We start from the raw sequence: 17149 nt of genomic DNA, 5'->3' as shown, positions 1-17149 counted from the left end.
TCATCCAACCCGCCTACGCGTCAACCTTCCCCTCGGTGGGCGCTCGACGTACTGAAGTTCGACCCGCAAGCCGGGTACGGCATCTTTCAACTGCAACACTATGCCGTGTAGATCGGCAACGGCAACGACCAGCGCCAGTCCCAAACCATTGCCAGGAGTACTCCGGCTGCTTTCCAACCGGACGAAACGGCCGAGTACGTGCCGGTGTAGCGCGGCCGGTATGCCTTGGCCATGGTCGGTCACCGAGCCGAGCCAGCCTCCCGCACATCGACGCAGGCTGAGTACAATGCGAGTGCCCTTTGGTGTGTGGTGAAGCGCATTCTCGATCAGATTGGCAAGACTCTGCGTCAGCAGCGACCGGTCACCATGCATCTGCACGCCAGCGGCAATATCGGAAGAAAACGGATAGCCATCGTCTTCCGCCACCGGTCGGTAGGTTTCGGCCACGTGCTCGAACAGTGCGGACAGATCCACCAGATCGAAGCCGCTGTGGCGCTGTTTCGTCTCAACGCTGGCAATCCGCAGCAATGCACTGAAGGTAGCCTGGATGCCATCGACATCATCAATTGCTTGGTTGACCACGGACTTCGGGATATCACCTGTTTCGTTTCTCGTCAGGCTGGCTTCTAGCCGTTGCCGCAGCGTGCCCAGTGGCGTGCGCAGATCGTGAGCAATGTTGTTGGAGACCTGCTGCATCCCCGCCATCAGTACTTGCGTCCGCGCCAACATCTGGTTTAGGCGTGTTGCCAATCGATCGATTTCGTCGCCGCGCCCGCTACCGATGAGCGGTAGCTCATGGTTGCCCTCCAGCACTCGTTCGGCACGGGCTCCCAGTGTGTCGATGCAATGGAAGTAACGCCAACCGACCAGTCCACCGCTGAGTAGCACTAGCGCGATGGCGAGCACACCCAGTTCGATGAAGCTCTGGCTGAGAACTTCACCCAGTTCAATCAGCGAGCGGTTGTCACGGCCCACCACCAACCAGCGGCCATCCGCCAGATGCGTGACCAGCAAATGCACCTGATCGGCATCGCTGTGGTCTGCGCCAATCGCCCCCTCCAACGGCACTATCTGCCAGCCGGGGGCCGTGGGCCGGTAATGCAGGTTGCCCTCGATCAGCTGCTGCCGGGCATCAGTCAGAAGATAGTATTCGGACGCGGCGACGTGGCCGGACAATTGGCGCCGAAGCCGCGCCGGCAAAGTGCCTGACGCAGCCGCCTGACGCAGATTGCTCACCTCGCCGACTACCTCGTCGTGCAGCTCGCTTTCCGCGTAGTGATTGATCTTCTGCCAGACCACGCCCAGCAAGGCCGTCAACATCAGCGCGAACAGGCCGGCCTGCCACATGGCCATGCGAAATGCCGCGGTGCGCAACAGCGGGCCGCGAAATCGATCAGTCAGCGGCACGCAGGATGTACCCGACATTGCGCACCGTATGCAGGAGTTCATCCTCGAAGCCACGATCGATCTTGCTGCGCAACCGGCTAATGTGAGTCTCCACCACGCTGGTTTGCGGGTCGAAATCAAACTTCCATACATGCTCCAGCAGCATGCTGCGAGTGACCACGCGTCCGGCCTGGGACATAAGGTAATCCAACAGGCGAAACTCACGCGGCTGCAGCTCGATCGTGCGCCCGCCTCGACACACTTCACGGCTGATCCGGTCCAGCGTGAGGTTCCCTAATGCCAATTGGGTAGGCGCTGCGGCGAGGCGTGGCCGACGTGCCAGCGCCATAATCCGGGCATGCAGCTCAGTCATCGCAAAGGGCTTGGCTAGATAGTCGTCGGCACCGGCCTCCAACCCGTCAACCCGTGACTGGACCTCGGCCAGCGCCGACAGTATCAGTACCGGCACCTGCGCATCCCGTGCGCGCAGCTCACGCACCAGGCTGAGTCCATCTAAGCCGGGCAGCATGCGGTCGACAATGAGTAGGTCGTATGGTTGGTGCAGCGCCAGATCCAGACCCTGGTGGCCGTCGTCAGCATGCTCTATCGCGACGGCATGCTGACGGAGTTCCGTCATGATATGCGTGGCAGTCGACTGGTTGTCTTCGACGATCAGGACTCTCATCGGAATATATCTGTCGCGTGCACTGACACCAACTCATGCGACGGGCGAAATCGCCCGGGCTCCTGCTGACTTACCGATCGGTAAGTCCGGCGCAGTCCAGCTGTAATAACACGCACTTAATGTCGCGCTGATGACAGGCCGCGGCCAGCGCTGCGCCCCCCCCTTCACGCCTGATCCCCTCTCCAGCACGAGGTTTCCAATGTATCGTTCGCCTGCCCGCAACCTGTTGTTCGGTTGCATCGCTCTTGGTGGTATCGGTTCCGCCCACGCTGCCACGACAGCATTGTCCACAATGGCCACAAAGAATGATGGTGGCCCCTTGGTGGGCGACAGTGTGACGGCGACTGGCGTCTCCGGTGCATTCGGGAAAAAGTTGGCGATCAAGACGCTCCAGGATGTGCACGTGGTGGCACCACGCACCACCGCAGAGATGGCGCGCCAGACTCAGCAGGACGCCCCCAACCTGATCAATATCCGTACCGAGGGCCAGATCAAACAGCTGCCAGATGTGAACACGGCCGAAGCAGTACGGCGAATTCCCGGCATCTCGATCGAGACCGATGAAGGCGAGGGGCGCTACGTCAATATTCGCGGATTCGACGCCGATCTCAACAGCACCACCTACGCCGGTGTGCATCTGCTACCTACCAACAATGCCTCGCCTTTCGGCGGCTATCGAGCGGTGGCGCTGGACTCGATTCCAACCGGCTTCATCGGTGCCATCAAGGTCACCAAATCCAATCTGCCCAGCCAGGACGCTCAGGCACTTGGCGGCACTATCGAGGTGCTTCCAAAGACGGCACCAGAGGAACAAGGATTGTTTCTTCAGGGCAACGTGGGCGGCGGCTACGAGCCGCTGCGCGGCACCGGGGTCACCGATTTCTCCGTGGTCGGCGGCGGGCGCTTCGGCCCCTTCTCGCTGGTGCTCACTGCCTCCAATTACACCGACTCCAGGGGCATTGATGACGTCGAACCGGCCTATTTCGACGACTCTGCGCACCCCTATCAGGCGGTCAACAACATTGAGCAACGCGACTACGAACTGCACCGTCGTCGCCATGGCTATGCCATCGACTTGGGGTATCAACCCGACGAGAACAACGAGTGGTATTTCCGTGCCTTCAATGCCGGTTACACCGAGAACTACAAGCGCCAATTCACCGATATCAACCCGGACGGCAACACGACAGTCGCGCCAGGTGGCGCCATCCGAGACACGCTGAGCTTTCCCGGTGGCATCCAGAAATCACTGAGAAATGAACAGGAAACCTCGGTCGAGCAGTTTTACATGGTCGGCGGCAAGAACGTGCTCGGCTCCAGCACGCTGGACTATCACGTGGCCTATGTACAGGGCACCTACAAGAAGCCCTACGATTATGGCGCATCCTTCGATTACAACCCCGCGACACCATCCACGGGGACCATCGTCTACAGCCCCACCGGCCCCGGCCATGTGCCGCTGTACAGCCTCAGTGGCGCCCCCGGCCATCTCGACCCGAACAATTACACTTTGAGCAGCCTGAGCAACAGCACGGCCAACAACTTCGACCGTGAAATGTCGTATGCGGTTAACCTGAACGCCCCGCTGGACTGGGGCGATCTGGACGACGAGAACATCAAGTTCGGTTTGAGCGCGCGCATCCGTCATAAACGCACCACGGCCCAACCGTATTCACTCAGCCCACCTGCGTTGTCGATGGCCTCCGTGTCATCCGATCCCACCGAGACCTACTACGACGGCCACTACCAGAACGGCGTCGACATCGTGCCGGGGCGACTGCGCAGCATGTTTGGCCAGGGCACCATCACTCCGTCCGATACGGTCAGCAGCCAGCAGCAGTATCTGGATGCGCATGAGGATATTTACGCTGGCTATGGCGAGTACACAGCCACCTGGGGCAAGCTCGGCATTCTCGGAGGGGCACGCTTCGAGCGCACGCGAGACCGTGCTAGCGCCTACTCGGCAGGATTCGATGCGACAGGCAATCCTTTTTCGTTGCCCATCGCCACTCGACACAGTTACAACAATTTCTTTCCCAGCCTGCAGCTGCGTTACGCCCTCCAGCCAGACCTGATCGTGCGGGCGGCTTTCTCTTCAACCATCGCCCGGCCCGGCTTCAATCAAGCCAATCCGGCCTTGGCGATCGATATCGGCTCGGGCATTGTCACCACCGGCAACCCGCAGTTGAAGCCAGCCACGGCAAGCAATTTCGATTTCAGCATCGAGAAATACCTGTCCAACGGCGGCATCCTGTCTGCAGGTATTTTCGACAAAGTACTGAGCCATTACATCATTCCGGTCGAAACTACGCAGACTTTGCCAAACACCAATCTGTATCCTGGTAGCCCGCAACCCTTCAAGGTATTTACCTTCAAGAACGCCGGCTCGGCCTATGCGCGCGGGCTGGAGGTGAACTGGAAGCAGACCTTTTCAATGCTTCCCGGCATCTGGCGCGGTCTTGGCGCAGGCATCAACTACACGCTGGTCGACTCGCGCGTTGAAATCCGCTCCGGCGAATACTCCCAGCTTCCCTCAACCTCAAAGAACACCTGGAACGCGAATCTGTTCTACAACTACGACGGTCTCACGCTGAATCTTGCTGCCTACTACGTCTCAGCCGACCTGTTCGGCATCGGTAACGGAAAATCCAGCGACGTCTACAACGGCGAACGCACCTCCATGGACTTCGGTGCAAGCTATCAGTTTCCGGGCCACTGGACTGCCTATTTCGACGTCAAGAACCTGCTGAATACACCACACACCTTCTATCAGGGAACAGCGAACCGGCCGATCCAGCGCGAGTTCTACGGCCTGACGTATCTCGGAGGTGTGCGGTTCGAGTTCTGAAATGGTGTCAGAACTATCTGAATTTCGATTGAGCCCCGCTTGCTGACCCAACGAGAAGGCGGATTGGACTCTGAAGTGCGGCGTGTTTGAAAGATAAGATCAGCACGCTTGTTCGCGATGGCCGACCGGCATGAGTCCTAAGCTCAACGAAAGCAGCGCGCAGGAGAATGCCGTGTCAGCCGCCCTCCCCCGCAGGCCACGTGCCCCACTGGCCCGCATCGAGACCCCAGGATTGTTCCGATGAAAAAAACCTTTCTTGCATTACTCGCCGTGGCCACCCTGGTGCCTGCCACCGCAGCCATGGCTACCCAGGGTACGCATGGCACCGGACTACGTCGCACCGCGACCATTGCCGTGCCAGGCCAGCCGCTGAAGAGTTTTGACATCAGCGCCTTTTCTGCGCCCGCGGGTATCTACGGCTTTTCGGACCGATCAAACCATTCAGTGGACCTGTTCAACGCCAAGACCAATGCTTTCATCGCGCATGTCGACGGCTTTGCGCACGGCGGTCCGAACGGTCTGGTTGCGGTCGGCAAGGATCAGTTCTGGGCCGGCGATGGCGGTAGCATGCTGCGCATCGTCGACATCAGCACGCGCAAGATCATCGGCACGGTCGATACCGGCGGCAAGCAGCGTGTCGACGAGATCGCGTACGATCCGCGCCAGCAGGTCGTCATTGCGGCGAACAACGACGACGCGCCACCGTTCATCAGCTTCGTCTCCACCGCGCCAGGCCATCGCATTCTCGGCAAGCTCAGCTTTCCTCAGGCCACCAGTGGGTTGGAGCAGCCGGTATGGAACCCGCAGGACGGATTGGTCTATCTGGCAGTGCCGGAGTTGAATAAGCAGCAGGCCGATGGCGGCGTCGCCGTCATCAATCCATCCACGCACAAACTGGAACAGATGATCCACGTGAGCAAGTGCGTGCCGGCTGGGCTGGCACTGGGACCGCACGACCAACTGCTGGTGGGCTGCAGCGACGATGCGGTGGCGGCCGGTTTTGCGCCCAAGTCGCTGATCATCAGCCTGCGTACGCGTAAGGTCGTCGCCGATATACCTCAGGTCGGTGGCTCCGACGAAGTCTGGTATGACCCGGGTGCCCGCAAGTACTACCTGGGGGCCGTGGCCAACACCGGTGGCCCAGTGCTGGGCGTGATAGATGCCGTGGACGGGGTCTGGCTAGGCAACCTTCCAAGTGGCCCCAAGGCGCACTCGGTGGCAGCCGACCCGCGCAGCGGCAAGGTGTTCGTGCCGGTCGCTGCCAATGGCAAGGTCGAGGGCTGTGACAACGGTTGTGTCGAGGTGTTTGGCAAGAAGTAATCCGCGAGAGGTGTTCGTGACAAGTGCGCGTCCGGAAAGGCTGATCATCGGGGCCTTCCTCGATATCAACATCTTTACGGCGCGCCTGTTGCATGAAGAATCGTCGCTTCATGATGGGCACTTGCTTGACGTTGTCATCCCCGCAAAAGCGGAAATGGCGATATTTTTCAGCGGGTGCCTCAAGTAAGTGCCATGCTTTCCCGACACCTTTCCCGGATGCTGCATGTGACCCAAAAGAAACTTCGCAACGTGCTTCTCGGAGGCGTTGCGCTGGTGCTTGTGCTCGGTGGCTTCTGGCACTTCTCTCGCGGACGTGCGGCGGCGGCCAAACCGCACAACAAAGCAGCACCGGTGCGGGTGGCAACAGTGCAGCGGCGCGACATGAGCGCCGTTGTGCACACTCTGGGCAGCATCGTCGCCAATGCCACCGCGCAAGTTACACCGATGGTTCAGGGCACACTTGAATTCGCCTGCTTCAAGGAAGGGCAATTCGTTAAGCAAGGAGATCGGCTGTTTCAATCTGTCTCGCTATGAGACTTTGTACGGCAAGCACCTGATCTCGGCGCAACTGCACGATACGTCCGCAACCAATGTGGACGTGCTTGCCGCTACGGTTTGGCACCCTCGCTTTCCCCTACCGGAAGCGCCCTCTGCTCTTCGCTCAGCCCTGCTGCTGCCAAGCCGACACGACCTCCTTTTTAACCCTGCGACCGGTTCCGTGTCGTTGAAAGTGGCTTAGAACACGAGAACCACGTAGATTTAGCGGGCCGGACGGCCATCGCTTCATGAGGAGCGGTGCATCGTATGAGACCCAAGATCATGGCTACCAAATCCACTGCCAAGAAGACCACGAAAGCAAAGGCTGCCCCCAAGGCGGCACCCGCCATCAAGCCGATCAAAGACGCTTTCAGCAAATCAGCGCTGATCGCACACCTGGCCGAGCAGGCCAGTGTCGAAACGAAGCACGTCAAGGCCGTGCTTGCGGCACTTGAGCAAACCGTGCTCGGCGCGGTGCACAAGAAGGGCGCTGGCAATTTCACCCTTCCCGGCCTGTTCAAGATCAACGCGGTGAAGGTGCCGGCAAAGCCGAAGCGCAAGGGCAAGAATCCCTTCACCGGTGAAGAGCAGGTGTTCGCCGCCAAGCCGGCGTCCGTGAAGGTGAAGGTGCGGCCGCTCAAGAAGCTCAAGGATGCGGCACTCTGATTTCTGCCCGGGATCGCCTGCAGCCGCCTCGGCTGCAGGCGGTCACGGACGGAAAGTACACTGACACATCGCAACAAAGTGATTTGCTGGTTCTATTCTCGAGGACAAACATGGCTATCAATCTCGACTCACTCTCCCCTGCCGAACTCCAGGCACTCATCAAAAACGCCGAAGCGCAGATGGAATCTTCCCGAAAGAATCAGATCCAGGAGGTCCGCACCAAGATCGAGGCACTTCTCAAGAGCTCCCGCCTGAGCATTGATGAGGTTTACCCCAGGCGCGGCGGCAAGGCCGCGAAAGGCACGAAGGCCGCGGTTGCACCGAAGTATCGGAACCCGGCGAATGCCACCCAGACCTGGTCTGGCCGCGGCAAGCGTCCGTTGTGGTTTGTCGACGCGCTCAAGAAGCGCGGGGTGACTGCCGAGAGTCTTCTGATCGAGGGAGCAACGAAGAAGGCTCCTGCAAAAGCGGCCAAAAAGACCGCGCGCAAGACCGCAAAGAAGGCTTCGGCAAGGAAAGCGGCAAAGAAGTAAGCCACGCCTCGCGGTAAGACAGGGCTCCGCAGTGCGCGGCCCTGTCTTGTTCCGGGCGCTGCCGCTTTGCGTGGCAAGGCGAGGTGATCACGATGGAAGCCCTGCCGAGTCCTGCGCCGTGATGGCTTTTTCCAGGCGTTCCACCTTGCCGGTGATCTCGTTCCGGTGCCCGGGACGGATATCGGCCTTGATCACCAGGCCGACTCGGGATCCGTAGGCGGCGACGGCTTCGGTCGCCTCGCGAATCACCTTGAACACTTCGTCCCATTCGCCTTCGATGGTGGTGAACATCGCATCGGTGTGGTTCGGCAAGCCGGACGCGCGCACGACGCGGACGGCCGCAGCAACGGCGTCATGCACGGAATCGCCTTCGGAGCCACCGTGCGGCCAAACGGAAAAAGCTGCCAACATGTCCATTCTCCCTTCAGGATGATTTCGGATGCACCGGTGAATTATGCGCCGGTCTCACCCGAGGCAAGGTTCAAGGAATGACACCGCATCGATGACCTCCTTTCGCAGGGCGAGCCTCCCGGGCACCGCGTGGCCCTACAATGCCCGCCTCCCCTGCCCTGGATTCGGGAACGACCATGAGCCATCTGGATGACTTGCGCCTTGCCGCAGGCGAACCACACGTGCTGACCGGCATTGATGCTGCGCCGTATCTGACGGATTGGCGTGAACGCTACAGCGGCCGCGCGTTGGCCGTGGTGCGCCCGGGTTCGACCGATGAAGTGGCTGCCGTGGTGCGTGCGTGCGCCGCTGCCGGCGTGCCCATCGTTCCACAGGGCGGCAATACGGGCCTGTGCGGTGGCGCCACGCCGGATGAGTCCGGTCATGCAGTGGTGCTTTCGCTGCAACGCCTGAATCGCGTGCGCAGCATCGATCCGGACAATGACACGATGGTGGTCGAGGCCGGTTGCGTGCTGCAAACAGTGCAGGAGGCTGCGCACGGCGCGGGTCGATTGTTCCCACTGAGCCTGGGGGCCGAAGGCAGTTGCACCATCGGCGGCAATCTTTCCACCAATGCCGGCGGCACCCAGGTGCTGCGCTATGGCACGATGCGCGAGCTTACGCTCGGACTCGAAGTGGTCACGGCGCAGGGCGATGTCTGGCATGGCTTGCGCGGGCTGCGCAAGGACAACACCGGCTACGACCTCCGTGACTTGTTCATCGGCAGCGAAGGCACGCTGGGCATCATCACCGCCGCCACGCTCAAGCTTTATCCGTTGCCGGTGGCACGCTGCACCGCGCTGCTGGCATTGGCGTCGATCGAGGATGCGATCGGCATGCTGTCGCGCGCGCGCCGCGGTTTTGGCGCTTCACTCACCGGCTTCGAACTGATGTCCGGCGACTGCCTGGCATCCGTGGTGCGCTGCTTTCCCCAGCAAAGCCTGCCGTTCGAAGGCGGAGCTGCCGCCCTGCCCTGGTATGCCCTGCTGGAACTGTCCGACAGCGAAAGCGAGACGCATGCGCGCGAACGTTTCGAAACCGTGCTGGGCGAGGCCATCGAGTCGGGTTGCGTCAAGGATGCGGTGATTGCCGGTTCCGTGGCGCAAAGCAACGCCTTGTGGCATCTGCGCGAAAGCATTCCGCTGGCGGAAAAGGCCTTGGGCAAGGCCATCAAGCACGATGTATCGATTCCGGTGTCGCGCATGGCGGATTTCGTGCGCGACACCAACCATGCCTTGCAGCAGGCATTCCCAGGGATTCGCAACGTGGTCTTCGGCCACCTTGGCGACGGCAACCTGCATTACAACGTGGCGCCCGGCGAAGGCTGGACCGACGCCAGTCTGCTGGCCCGGCAGGACGACGTGTTCGCACTGGTGCACGACAGCGTGCATGCCGTGGGCGGATCGATCAGTGCCGAGCATGGCGTCGGCCAGCTCAAACGCGATGCGCTGGTGCGTTACAAGGAACCGCTCGAGCTGGCGTTGATGCGCTCCGTGAAGCAGGCGCTGGATCCGCTGGGGATCATGAATCCGGGCAAGGTGCTGGCGGTGGCTTCCCGCTGAAGGAAGGCTTCGGGCCTGTTTTCGCCGCGGCGATGCAGGCCGAGTGAGCCGCAGGAATGACGGGAAAAAGCACCCGCACAGGGTCGCGGATGGTTGAAATTATTCCGGACGGCGGTGCGCGTTCCCCAGGACGATTCGCACCTGATGGGTTTTCCCGTCGTCGACTAGCGCAATACCTGGGCTTTCGCCAGCACCTTGCGATGGCACCGCGCCATCCAGTTCCAGCTTGGCAACGCCAGAGCAAACATGATCCGGATTCTCGACGGTGATCTCGTAACGCGTGAGGGTGTCCTTGTCGCCGTGACGGCAATAGGTGATTTCGTAGTGTGACCAGTCCCTGGGAATGCAGGGATTGATCAGCAAACGGTCGCCTTGCAAATGGAAGCCGAGGATGGCTTCAAGTCCCGCCCGATAGATCCATGCCGCCGAGCCGGTGTACCAGGTCCAGCCGCCACAACCCACGTACGGCTTTACCGAATAGACGTCCGCACAAGCCACGTACGGCTCCACCCGATAACGCTCGATGGCGGCGGCACTGCGGCTGTGGTTGATCGGGTTGAGCCTGTCGAACAATTGGCCGGCACGATTGCCCTGGCCAAGTTGCGCCAGGGCGAACACCGACCAGGTGGCGCCATGGGTGTACTGGCCGCCATTTTCGCGGATACCGGGTGGGTAACCCTTGATATAACCGGGATCCTTCGGTGTGCGGTCAAAGGGCGGCGTCAACAGCAGGGCGATGCCCTTGTCGTGCATCACCAGATATTTCTCCACGGCATCCATCGCTGCAGCGGCGTGCTGCCGGTTGGATGCGTTGGCCAGCACGCTCCACGACTGGGCAATGACATCGATGCGGCATTCCTCGCTGGTGCGGGTGCCCAACGGCGTGCCGTCGTCGTAGTAACCGCGTCGATACCACTCGCCATCCCAGCCGGCTTCGCCATCCAGTGCGGCTCTCAGATCGTCGGCATGTTGGCGCCATCGTTGGGCGCGGTCGCCGTCGCCACGGGTTTCGGCGAAGGGCGCGAAAGCTTCGATGGTGGACAGCAGGAACCAGCCCATCCAGACGCTTTCGCCCTTCCCTTGCGCGCCCACGTTATTCATGCCGTCGTTCCAGTCGCCGGTACCCATCAACGGCAGGCCGTGCGAACCGGTGGCCAGGCTGGAATCGATGGACCTGGCGGCGTGTTCGTACAGGCTGCTCTTGTCGTCGGAGACGCCGGGGAAGAAGAACGCATCAGTGGCATCGGGTTTGACCGCATCGCCTTCGAGGAAAGGCAGCGCTTCGTCGAGCACGGCCTGGTCGCCGGTGCTTTTGATGTAATGAGCGGCAACGTAAGGCAACCACAGGCGATCGTCGCGAATCTTGGTGCGGATACCCTTCCCGGTCGGCGGCAACCACCAATGCTGCACATCACCCTCGGCGAACTGGCGCCCGGCCGCACGCAGCAGATGCTCACGCGCAACATCGGGACGCGACACGCATAGCGCCATCGAGTCCTGCAACTGGTCGCGGAAACCGTAGGCACCGCTGGCCTGGTAATAGGCGGTGCGCGCCCACATCCGACAACCCAGCGTCTGGTAGGGCAGCCAGTCGTTCAGCACGATATCCATGGCCCGGTTTGGCGTGTGCACCTGCACGGTGTCGAGCACCCGGTCCCAGGTATCGCGTATTCCGGCCAGCACGGCGTCGACATCGGTGTCGCGATACTTTCGTATCAATGCCTGCGCCTCGGCTTCCGATGCGGCATCGCCAAGCATGAACACCAGCTCGACCTGTGCGCCTGCCGCCAGTTCGATACGCGTTTGCAACGCACCGCACGGATCAAGCCCGGCACCGGTGTGGCCGGAGAGCGGCTCGCCTCGGATCAGACCATCCGGTCGACCCACGTCGCCATGCTGGCCGAGCACTTCGCGACGATCACCGGAACACGTGGTGCCCTGCCCGCCAAGATCGATGAAGGCCACGCGTTCGCCGAATTCCTCGCGCCACGCATTGCGGGCGAACATGGCGCCGGTGGATTCGTCGCGGGAGGTCACCACATACGGCGTCGTGACGGCACCGTTGGGACCCAACGCCCATTCGACATAGCTGGTGACCGTCAGATGCCGCGCATGCGCCGAACCGTTGCGCAGACGCAGGCGCGACAACTTCAACGAACCGCTGGACGGCACGCATTGCAGCAGTTCCACCTCGATGTCGTGCGCCCGATGCGTAAAGCGGCTCCAGCCCTTGCCATGCACGGTGCGATAGCGCGCGGAGGGCACCCGGATCGGCGAAGCTGTGGCGCTCCACACCTCGCCGCCGTCTTCGTCGCGCAGGTACAGCGCCTCGTGCGGCATGTCGGCCACCGAGTCGTTGGGCCACGGCGTCAGCGCGTTTTGCTGGCTGTTGATCGACCATGTGTAGCCGCCACCTTCGGCCGACACCAGGCAACCGAAATCCGCGTTGGCCATCACGTTGACCCATGGCATCGGCGTGCGCTGCTCGCCCTTCAGGCTGATGGCGTAACTGCGGCCACCGTCGACAAAGCCACCCAGGCCATTGTCGAATTCGCGTGCCTCGGTGTCGTTTTCATCGGGGGATTCACGCGTGGGAGCACGCGGAATCGGCGCCCTTCCGGTCGGCGCACTGTCGATCGACTGCCGACCATAATCGGCTGCGGGCCACGGCTTGGCGGCGTCCAGCTCGATGCGCGCCACGGTGCGAAGGCCATCGCGCACGCTCGCGTCGATGGCCGCGTCGTCCAATGCGAAGCACTCCGCCTTCACGGCGTTCTTTGCCGCTTTCAGCGTGTCGTTCTGCGCTTTGGCCAGCTTGGCCAGCGCGTCATGCTGGTCAGCCGCGCCCAACATCACCACATCGCAGGCCAGTCGTTTCGACTGCCAATAGCGCTGTGCCCGCAGCAACTCGTGGGCGGAGGCCAGGCCGGCTTCATCCGCAACATGCAGCAACACGATGGGTCGATCGCCGGAAATGCTGGAGCCCCACAACACCGGGGCACCGCCATGACCACGGGCCACGACCTCCGCCGGCGCACGACAATGACTGTCGGCGCGAAGCAGCGGTCCGATCATGCCGTCGAAATGCGCTGCCTGCGACACATCGATATCCTGTTGCTGACGCCGCGACGCCGCGTGCGCTTGTGCGCTGCGGAGCAGCTGATCGGCAGCGTCCGCCACGCGTAATGCCGGCAGCAACGACAGCACGCTTTCGCGCGAATCGGCCAGCGCGGTCCAGAACATGGCTTTCACGCTGGCGCCGGGTGCAAGTGTCACGCCACGGCGCAGGCTGAATACCGGATCGAGCACGCAGCCGCTGCTGTTCGACAAGCCGATGCCGGGCCGCATGGCGTGTGCGTCGCGCAGCACGTGGCCACGCCCGAGAAAGCGCAACCGGCTGGATTCGAATTCGTGCGTATCCCCATCCTGTCCGTCGACAAGCAGCATGTGCGCAGCCCATACGCTGGGCTCGTCCGAACTGCGTTTGCGTCGCGTGGCCAGCAGCACGCCGCCCTGCTCCACCCATTCGGTCTGCACGAACATCTTGGAAAAGGCCGGGTGCGAGGCATCGGCACCGGCTGGCCCGAGCACCAGTTCCGCATACGAGGTCAACGTGATCGTGCGCGGGCGATCGCCGTGGTTGGTCAACGTGATGCGCCGAAGTTCCACGTCATGTTCGCCAGCCACTGCCACGTCGAGCACGCTTTCGAGCGTGTCGTGGCAACGCTGCACGCGCACCGAGCCTTCATGGAAGTCGACGGCAAATTCTTCCGCTTCGCCACCGCAGGGCTGTTGGGTGGCCGACCACGTTTCACCGCTGTGCTCGTCGCGCAGGAAAATGAAGCTGCCCCAGGCGTGGCCCACGGGATTCTCGTGCCAACGGGTAACCGCCTGCCCCCGCCAGTGGCTGCCGCCTGAACCGGACGCGTCGAGAAAGGCGGAATAGCTGCCGTTGGAAAGCCATTGCACGGGATGCGCAACGTTCACGCGTGACGAAGCTTGCGAAGACATGGGTGGGGGAAACTCCTCCGCACGATCCGTTTCGGCCTCGCCGCTACGGTCCCGTGCGCGTCAGACGGGGAAAGCACGAGACTAAGGCCCGCCCGGGGAAATGCCGCGTGAAATCAGCGGCACGTAGCGCTCTACACACGCTCGATGCACGTCGCGCGGGATGATTCCGGGGATTCCTGCCACTGACCGGCCCACCATGCCCGAAGAACGATCATCATCGTCCATTCCGTCCAGCGCCGCCGCTGCCGCGGAACTTTGCGCGCTCGCCGATGACGCCATGCTTGATCGCCTCGAACAGGCTTCGTTCAACTACTTCATGCAGGCGTGCAATCCGCGCAACGGGCTGGTGGCGGATACCTCGCGCGAGCATTCGCCATCGAGCATCGCCGTGGTCGGCTTCGCCCTCTCCACTTACCCGGTAGCAGTGGAACGCGGTTGGATGAGTCGCGCCGATGCCTTGCAGCGCAGCCTTGTCACGTTGCGCTTCTTCCGCAACTCCGACCAGAGCGGCAAGCCCGATGCCACCGGCTACAAGGGCTTCTACTACCACTTTCTGGACATGGACCGCGGTACGCGCGTGTGGTCGTCAGAGCTGTCGATGATCGACACCGCCCTGCTCATCGCCGGCATGCTGGTCGCGCGCACGTATTTCGACGCGGATTCGCCCGGGGAAAAGGAATTGCGCGACCTGGCCGATGCCTTGTATCGCCGCGTCGACTGGCGTTGGGCACAGGATGGCGGCCCCACGATCCGCCAGGGCTGGAAACCCGAATGCGGCTTCCTGCATTACGGCTGGGAAGGCTACAGCGAGGCGATTCTGCTGTATGCGCTGGCCGCCGGCTCGCCCACGCATCGCATCACCGATGATTGCTACAAGGAATGGACGGCCACCTACCAGTGGGAAAATCTGTACGACCAGGATTACCTCTATGCCGGCCCGCTGTTCGTGCATCATTTTTCGCACGCGTGGATCGACTTCCGTGGCATCCATGACCATTTCATGCACGAGAAGCGTTCGGATTATTTCGAGAACAGCCGACGCGCCACGCTGGTCCAGCGCGAATACGCCAGGATCAACCCACACGAATTCGCGGGCTATGACGAAAATTGCTGGGGACTGTCGGCCTGCGATGGTCCTTCCGACGACCAGCCGGACGTGGCCAACGAAGAACGCCGGCTGTTCGGCTACGCCGCGCGCGGCGTTCCCTACGGACCGGACGACGGCACGCTGTCGCCGCCGTCAATCCTGGCCTCGCTGCCGTTCGCTCCGGACATCGCGCTCGGCACGCTGCGGCACGTGCTCGATCATTATCCCGAGGTTCTGCACCAGGATCGTCTGGCGGCCAGCTTCAATCCCTCGCTGGCCGGTGACGATGGCCGCGCCTGGGTATCGCCGGGGCATTACGGTCTGGACCAGGGCATCGTGCTGATGATGATCGAGAACTTTCGCAGCGGCCGGCTCTGGCAATGGATGCGGCGTTGCCAGCCTATTATCGATGGCCTGCATAGGGCGGGCTTTCGTGATGGCTGGCTGGCCGATGCCGCGGAGGATGCGCGCTGATGGCCGGGACGACGAAAAAGGATGCGCCAGCGACACCGCGGGATGACGCCGAGCAACAGCGGCTGGCCAACGTTCGCCCCGAAGGGTGGCGCAATCCGCAGCCGGCGACGCGCTATCACCTGGCCATCATCGGTGCCGGCGCGGCCGGGCTGGTGGCCGCGGAAACGGCGGCCGCGCTGGGCGCCAGGGTCGCGTTGATCGAGCGCGCGCAAATCGGTGGCAGTCGCCTCAATACCGGCTGCGTGCCGTCCAAGGCGCTTATCCGCACCTCACGCCTGTATGCGGAAATGCGCGACGCAAACCACTACGGCGCCCGCGCCCCCGATGACATACCTCCGGACTTCGCCCGCGCCATGGAACGTGTGCGGCATGTGCGTGCCCACCTCAGCGGCGACGACTCCGTGCAGCGGCTGATCGCCGCGGGCGTGGATGTGTTTTTCGGCGATGCCCGTTTCGAAAGCGCCGACTGCCTGCGCATCGGTGAGCAGGCCCTGCGCTTCGACAAGGCGCTGATCGCCACCGGGGCTCGGCCGAGCATTCCGGATATTCCCGGCTTGAAGCAGGCAGGCTACCTGACCAACGAAAACGTGTTCGATCTCACCAGGCTGCCCTCGCGACTGCTGGTGATCGGTGGCGGCCCGCTGGGCTGCGAGCTGGCGCAGGCATTCTGTCGGCTGGGAGCCAAGGTCACCATCGTGCAGGACAAACCGCTGTTCCTGCCACGCGAGGAACGCGACGCGGCGCAACTGCTGTCCGACGCGTTTGCACGCGATGGCCTGGAAGTGCGCTTGAACACCACCGTCACCGAGGTACGCAGCAGCAACGGTTGCAAACAGGTCGACCTGGTCAGCGACAACTATCGCAACACCATCGAAGTGGATGCCATCCTCACCGGCATCGGGCATGTGCCGAACGTGCAGGGTCTGGGACTGGACACCATCGGGGTCGATCACGATGCCGAGCGCGGCATCCACGTCGACGATTTCCTGCGCAGCAGCCAGCCGAACGTCTACGCCGCCGGCGACGTCTGCATGGAGCACAAATACACCCATGCCGCTGCCGCCGCCGCCCGCATCGTGGTGCAGAACGCCCTGTTCCACGGTCGCGAGCGACTGAGCGAACTGGTGATTCCGTGGTGCACCTTCACCGACCCGGAAATCGCCCACGTCGGCTTGTACGTGCGCGAAGCGAACCGCCTCGGCATCCCGGTCCGGACCTTCACCGTGCCCATGCACGAGATCGATCGCGCCGTGACCGACAGCGAGGAACGCGGCTTCGTGAAGATCCACGTCAAAGGCCGCACCGATCGCATCATCGGCGCCACCATCGTGGCCAGCCACGCCGGCGAGATGATCAACGGCATCACCCTGGCGATGGTGGCCGGGCTGGGGCTGCGCGGCCTTGGCCGGGTGATCCACGCCTACCCCACCCAGGCCGAAGCCATCCGTCGCGCCGCCGACGCCTATCGACGCACACGACTGACGCCACGCATCCGCGAGCGACTGGGGCGCTGGCTGGCGCGTTGAGGCTAAAGCCTCCGCCTATCCCCGTGCCCTCTGTAGGAGCCCGCTAGCGGGCGATGCTCTTTGC

General features: G+C 62.4%; 13 protein-coding genes. 9 read left to right on the top strand and 4 right to left on the bottom strand.

The genetic code is table 11. The features are described 5' to 3' along the window. Both AB7849_RS14040 and AB7849_RS14035 read right to left on the bottom strand, forming a co-directional pair. Positions 1-1407 carry a sensor histidine kinase gene (locus AB7849_RS14040; RefSeq protein WP_369501188.1) on the bottom strand — a complete coding sequence of 469 codons (1407 nt, stop codon included), beginning with the start codon at positions 1405-1407 and terminating at the stop codon, positions 1-3. Further along, positions 1394-2071 (bottom strand): response regulator transcription factor, encoded by a 678-nt coding sequence (locus AB7849_RS14035; protein ID WP_008214357.1) that lies wholly within the window; start codon positions 2069-2071, stop codon positions 1394-1396. Before AB7849_RS14035 ends, AB7849_RS14040 begins: the two co-directional genes overlap by 14 nt. Before the next feature lie 199 nt (positions 2072-2270). Between AB7849_RS14035 and AB7849_RS14030 the strand changes: the two genes are divergently transcribed. From AB7849_RS14030 to AB7849_RS14005, 6 genes are all read left to right on the top strand, one after another. Further along, positions 2271-4919 (top strand): TonB-dependent receptor, encoded by a 2649-nt coding sequence (locus tag AB7849_RS14030; RefSeq protein WP_008214359.1) that lies wholly within the window; start codon positions 2271-2273, stop codon positions 4917-4919. 240 nt (positions 4920-5159) lie between these two features. Beyond that, entirely contained in the window at positions 5160-6239 is a 1080-nt protein-coding gene (locus tag AB7849_RS14025; protein ID WP_008214360.1) for a hypothetical protein, read from the top strand. 16 nt (positions 6240-6255) lie between these two features. Next, complete coding sequence (locus AB7849_RS14020; protein ID WP_157618174.1) at positions 6256-6426, top strand: hypothetical protein; 171 nt, start codon at positions 6256-6258, stop codon at positions 6424-6426. 5 nt (positions 6427-6431) lie between these two features. Then, on the top strand, positions 6432-6773 hold the full coding sequence (locus tag AB7849_RS14015) for a hypothetical protein (protein WP_369501186.1): 342 nt from the start codon (positions 6432-6434) through the stop codon (positions 6771-6773). A 285-nt stretch (positions 6774-7058) separates the two neighbouring features. Beyond that, the gene (locus tag AB7849_RS14010) at positions 7059-7442 is read left to right on the top strand and encodes an HU family DNA-binding protein (protein ID WP_037101463.1); all 384 of its coding nucleotides are present in this window, start codon (positions 7059-7061) and stop codon (positions 7440-7442) included. 110 nt (positions 7443-7552) lie between these two features. Continuing rightward, positions 7553-7975 (top strand): H-NS histone family protein, encoded by a 423-nt coding sequence (locus AB7849_RS14005; protein WP_008214363.1) that lies wholly within the window; start codon positions 7553-7555, stop codon positions 7973-7975. A gap of 87 nt (positions 7976-8062) precedes the next feature. On the opposite strand, the gene AB7849_RS14000 is transcribed toward AB7849_RS14005, so the two are convergent. Next, entirely contained in the window at positions 8063-8386 is a 324-nt protein-coding gene (locus tag AB7849_RS14000; RefSeq protein WP_008214364.1) for a thiamine-binding protein, read from the bottom strand. A 176-nt stretch (positions 8387-8562) separates the two neighbouring features. Here AB7849_RS14000 and AB7849_RS13995 point away from each other — a divergent pair, with 176 nt between their 5' ends. Beyond that, positions 8563-9987: an FAD-binding oxidoreductase gene (locus tag AB7849_RS13995; protein ID WP_008214366.1), complete on the top strand. Its 1425-nt coding sequence runs from the start codon at positions 8563-8565 to the stop codon at positions 9985-9987. A gap of 99 nt (positions 9988-10086) precedes the next feature. On the opposite strand, the gene AB7849_RS13990 is transcribed toward AB7849_RS13995, so the two are convergent. Next, positions 10087-13998: a GH36-type glycosyl hydrolase domain-containing protein gene (locus AB7849_RS13990; protein ID WP_369501185.1), complete on the bottom strand. Its 3912-nt coding sequence runs from the start codon at positions 13996-13998 to the stop codon at positions 10087-10089. Positions 13999-14275: 277 nt separating this feature from the next. On the opposite strand from AB7849_RS13990, the gene AB7849_RS13985 reads away from it, so the two are divergent. Both AB7849_RS13985 and AB7849_RS13980 read left to right on the top strand, forming a co-directional pair. Then, positions 14276-15559, top strand: a complete 1284-nt coding sequence (locus tag AB7849_RS13985; RefSeq protein WP_369501184.1) for a glucoamylase family protein — start codon at positions 14276-14278, stop codon at positions 15557-15559. After that, positions 15559-17085: a mercuric reductase gene (locus tag AB7849_RS13980; RefSeq protein WP_008214372.1), complete on the top strand. Its 1527-nt coding sequence runs from the start codon at positions 15559-15561 to the stop codon at positions 17083-17085. The genes AB7849_RS13985 and AB7849_RS13980 overlap by 1 nt, the downstream gene beginning before the upstream one ends. Positions 17086-17149 lie beyond the last annotated feature (64 nt).

The sequence above is a fragment of the Rhodanobacter sp. FW021-MT20 genome, from assembly GCF_041107475.1.
GTDB classification, from domain to species: domain Bacteria; phylum Pseudomonadota; class Gammaproteobacteria; order Xanthomonadales; family Rhodanobacteraceae; genus Rhodanobacter_A; species Rhodanobacter_A glycinis.
This window is presented reverse-complemented; position numbering and strand designations above follow the sequence as displayed.

What these genes read in the sequence shown, in the direction of transcription:
- AB7849_RS14035 (WP_008214357.1), bottom strand. Translation starts at nt 2,071, where the DNA reads ATGAGAGTCCTGATCGTCGAAGACAACCAGTCGACTGCCACGCATATC.
- AB7849_RS14030 (WP_008214359.1), top strand. Translation starts at nt 2,271, where the DNA reads ATGTATCGTTCGCCTGCCCGCAACCTGTTGTTCGGTTGCATCGCTCTT.
- AB7849_RS14025 (WP_008214360.1), top strand. Translation starts at nt 5,160, where the DNA reads ATGAAAAAAACCTTTCTTGCATTACTCGCCGTGGCCACCCTGGTGCCT.
- AB7849_RS14015 (WP_369501186.1), top strand. Translation starts at nt 6,432, where the DNA reads ATGCTTTCCCGACACCTTTCCCGGATGCTGCATGTGACCCAAAAGAAA.
- AB7849_RS14010 (WP_037101463.1), top strand. Translation starts at nt 7,059, where the DNA reads ATGGCTACCAAATCCACTGCCAAGAAGACCACGAAAGCAAAGGCTGCC.
- AB7849_RS14005 (WP_008214363.1), top strand. Translation starts at nt 7,553, where the DNA reads ATGGCTATCAATCTCGACTCACTCTCCCCTGCCGAACTCCAGGCACTC.
- AB7849_RS14000 (WP_008214364.1), bottom strand. Translation starts at nt 8,386, where the DNA reads ATGTTGGCAGCTTTTTCCGTTTGGCCGCACGGTGGCTCCGAAGGCGAT.
- AB7849_RS13995 (WP_008214366.1), top strand. Translation starts at nt 8,563, where the DNA reads ATGAGCCATCTGGATGACTTGCGCCTTGCCGCAGGCGAACCACACGTG.
- AB7849_RS13990 (WP_369501185.1), bottom strand. Translation starts at nt 13,998, where the DNA reads ATGTCTTCGCAAGCTTCGTCACGCGTGAACGTTGCGCATCCCGTGCAA.
- AB7849_RS13985 (WP_369501184.1), top strand. Translation starts at nt 14,276, where the DNA reads ATGCTTGATCGCCTCGAACAGGCTTCGTTCAACTACTTCATGCAGGCG.
- AB7849_RS13980 (WP_008214372.1), top strand. Translation starts at nt 15,559, where the DNA reads ATGGCCGGGACGACGAAAAAGGATGCGCCAGCGACACCGCGGGATGAC.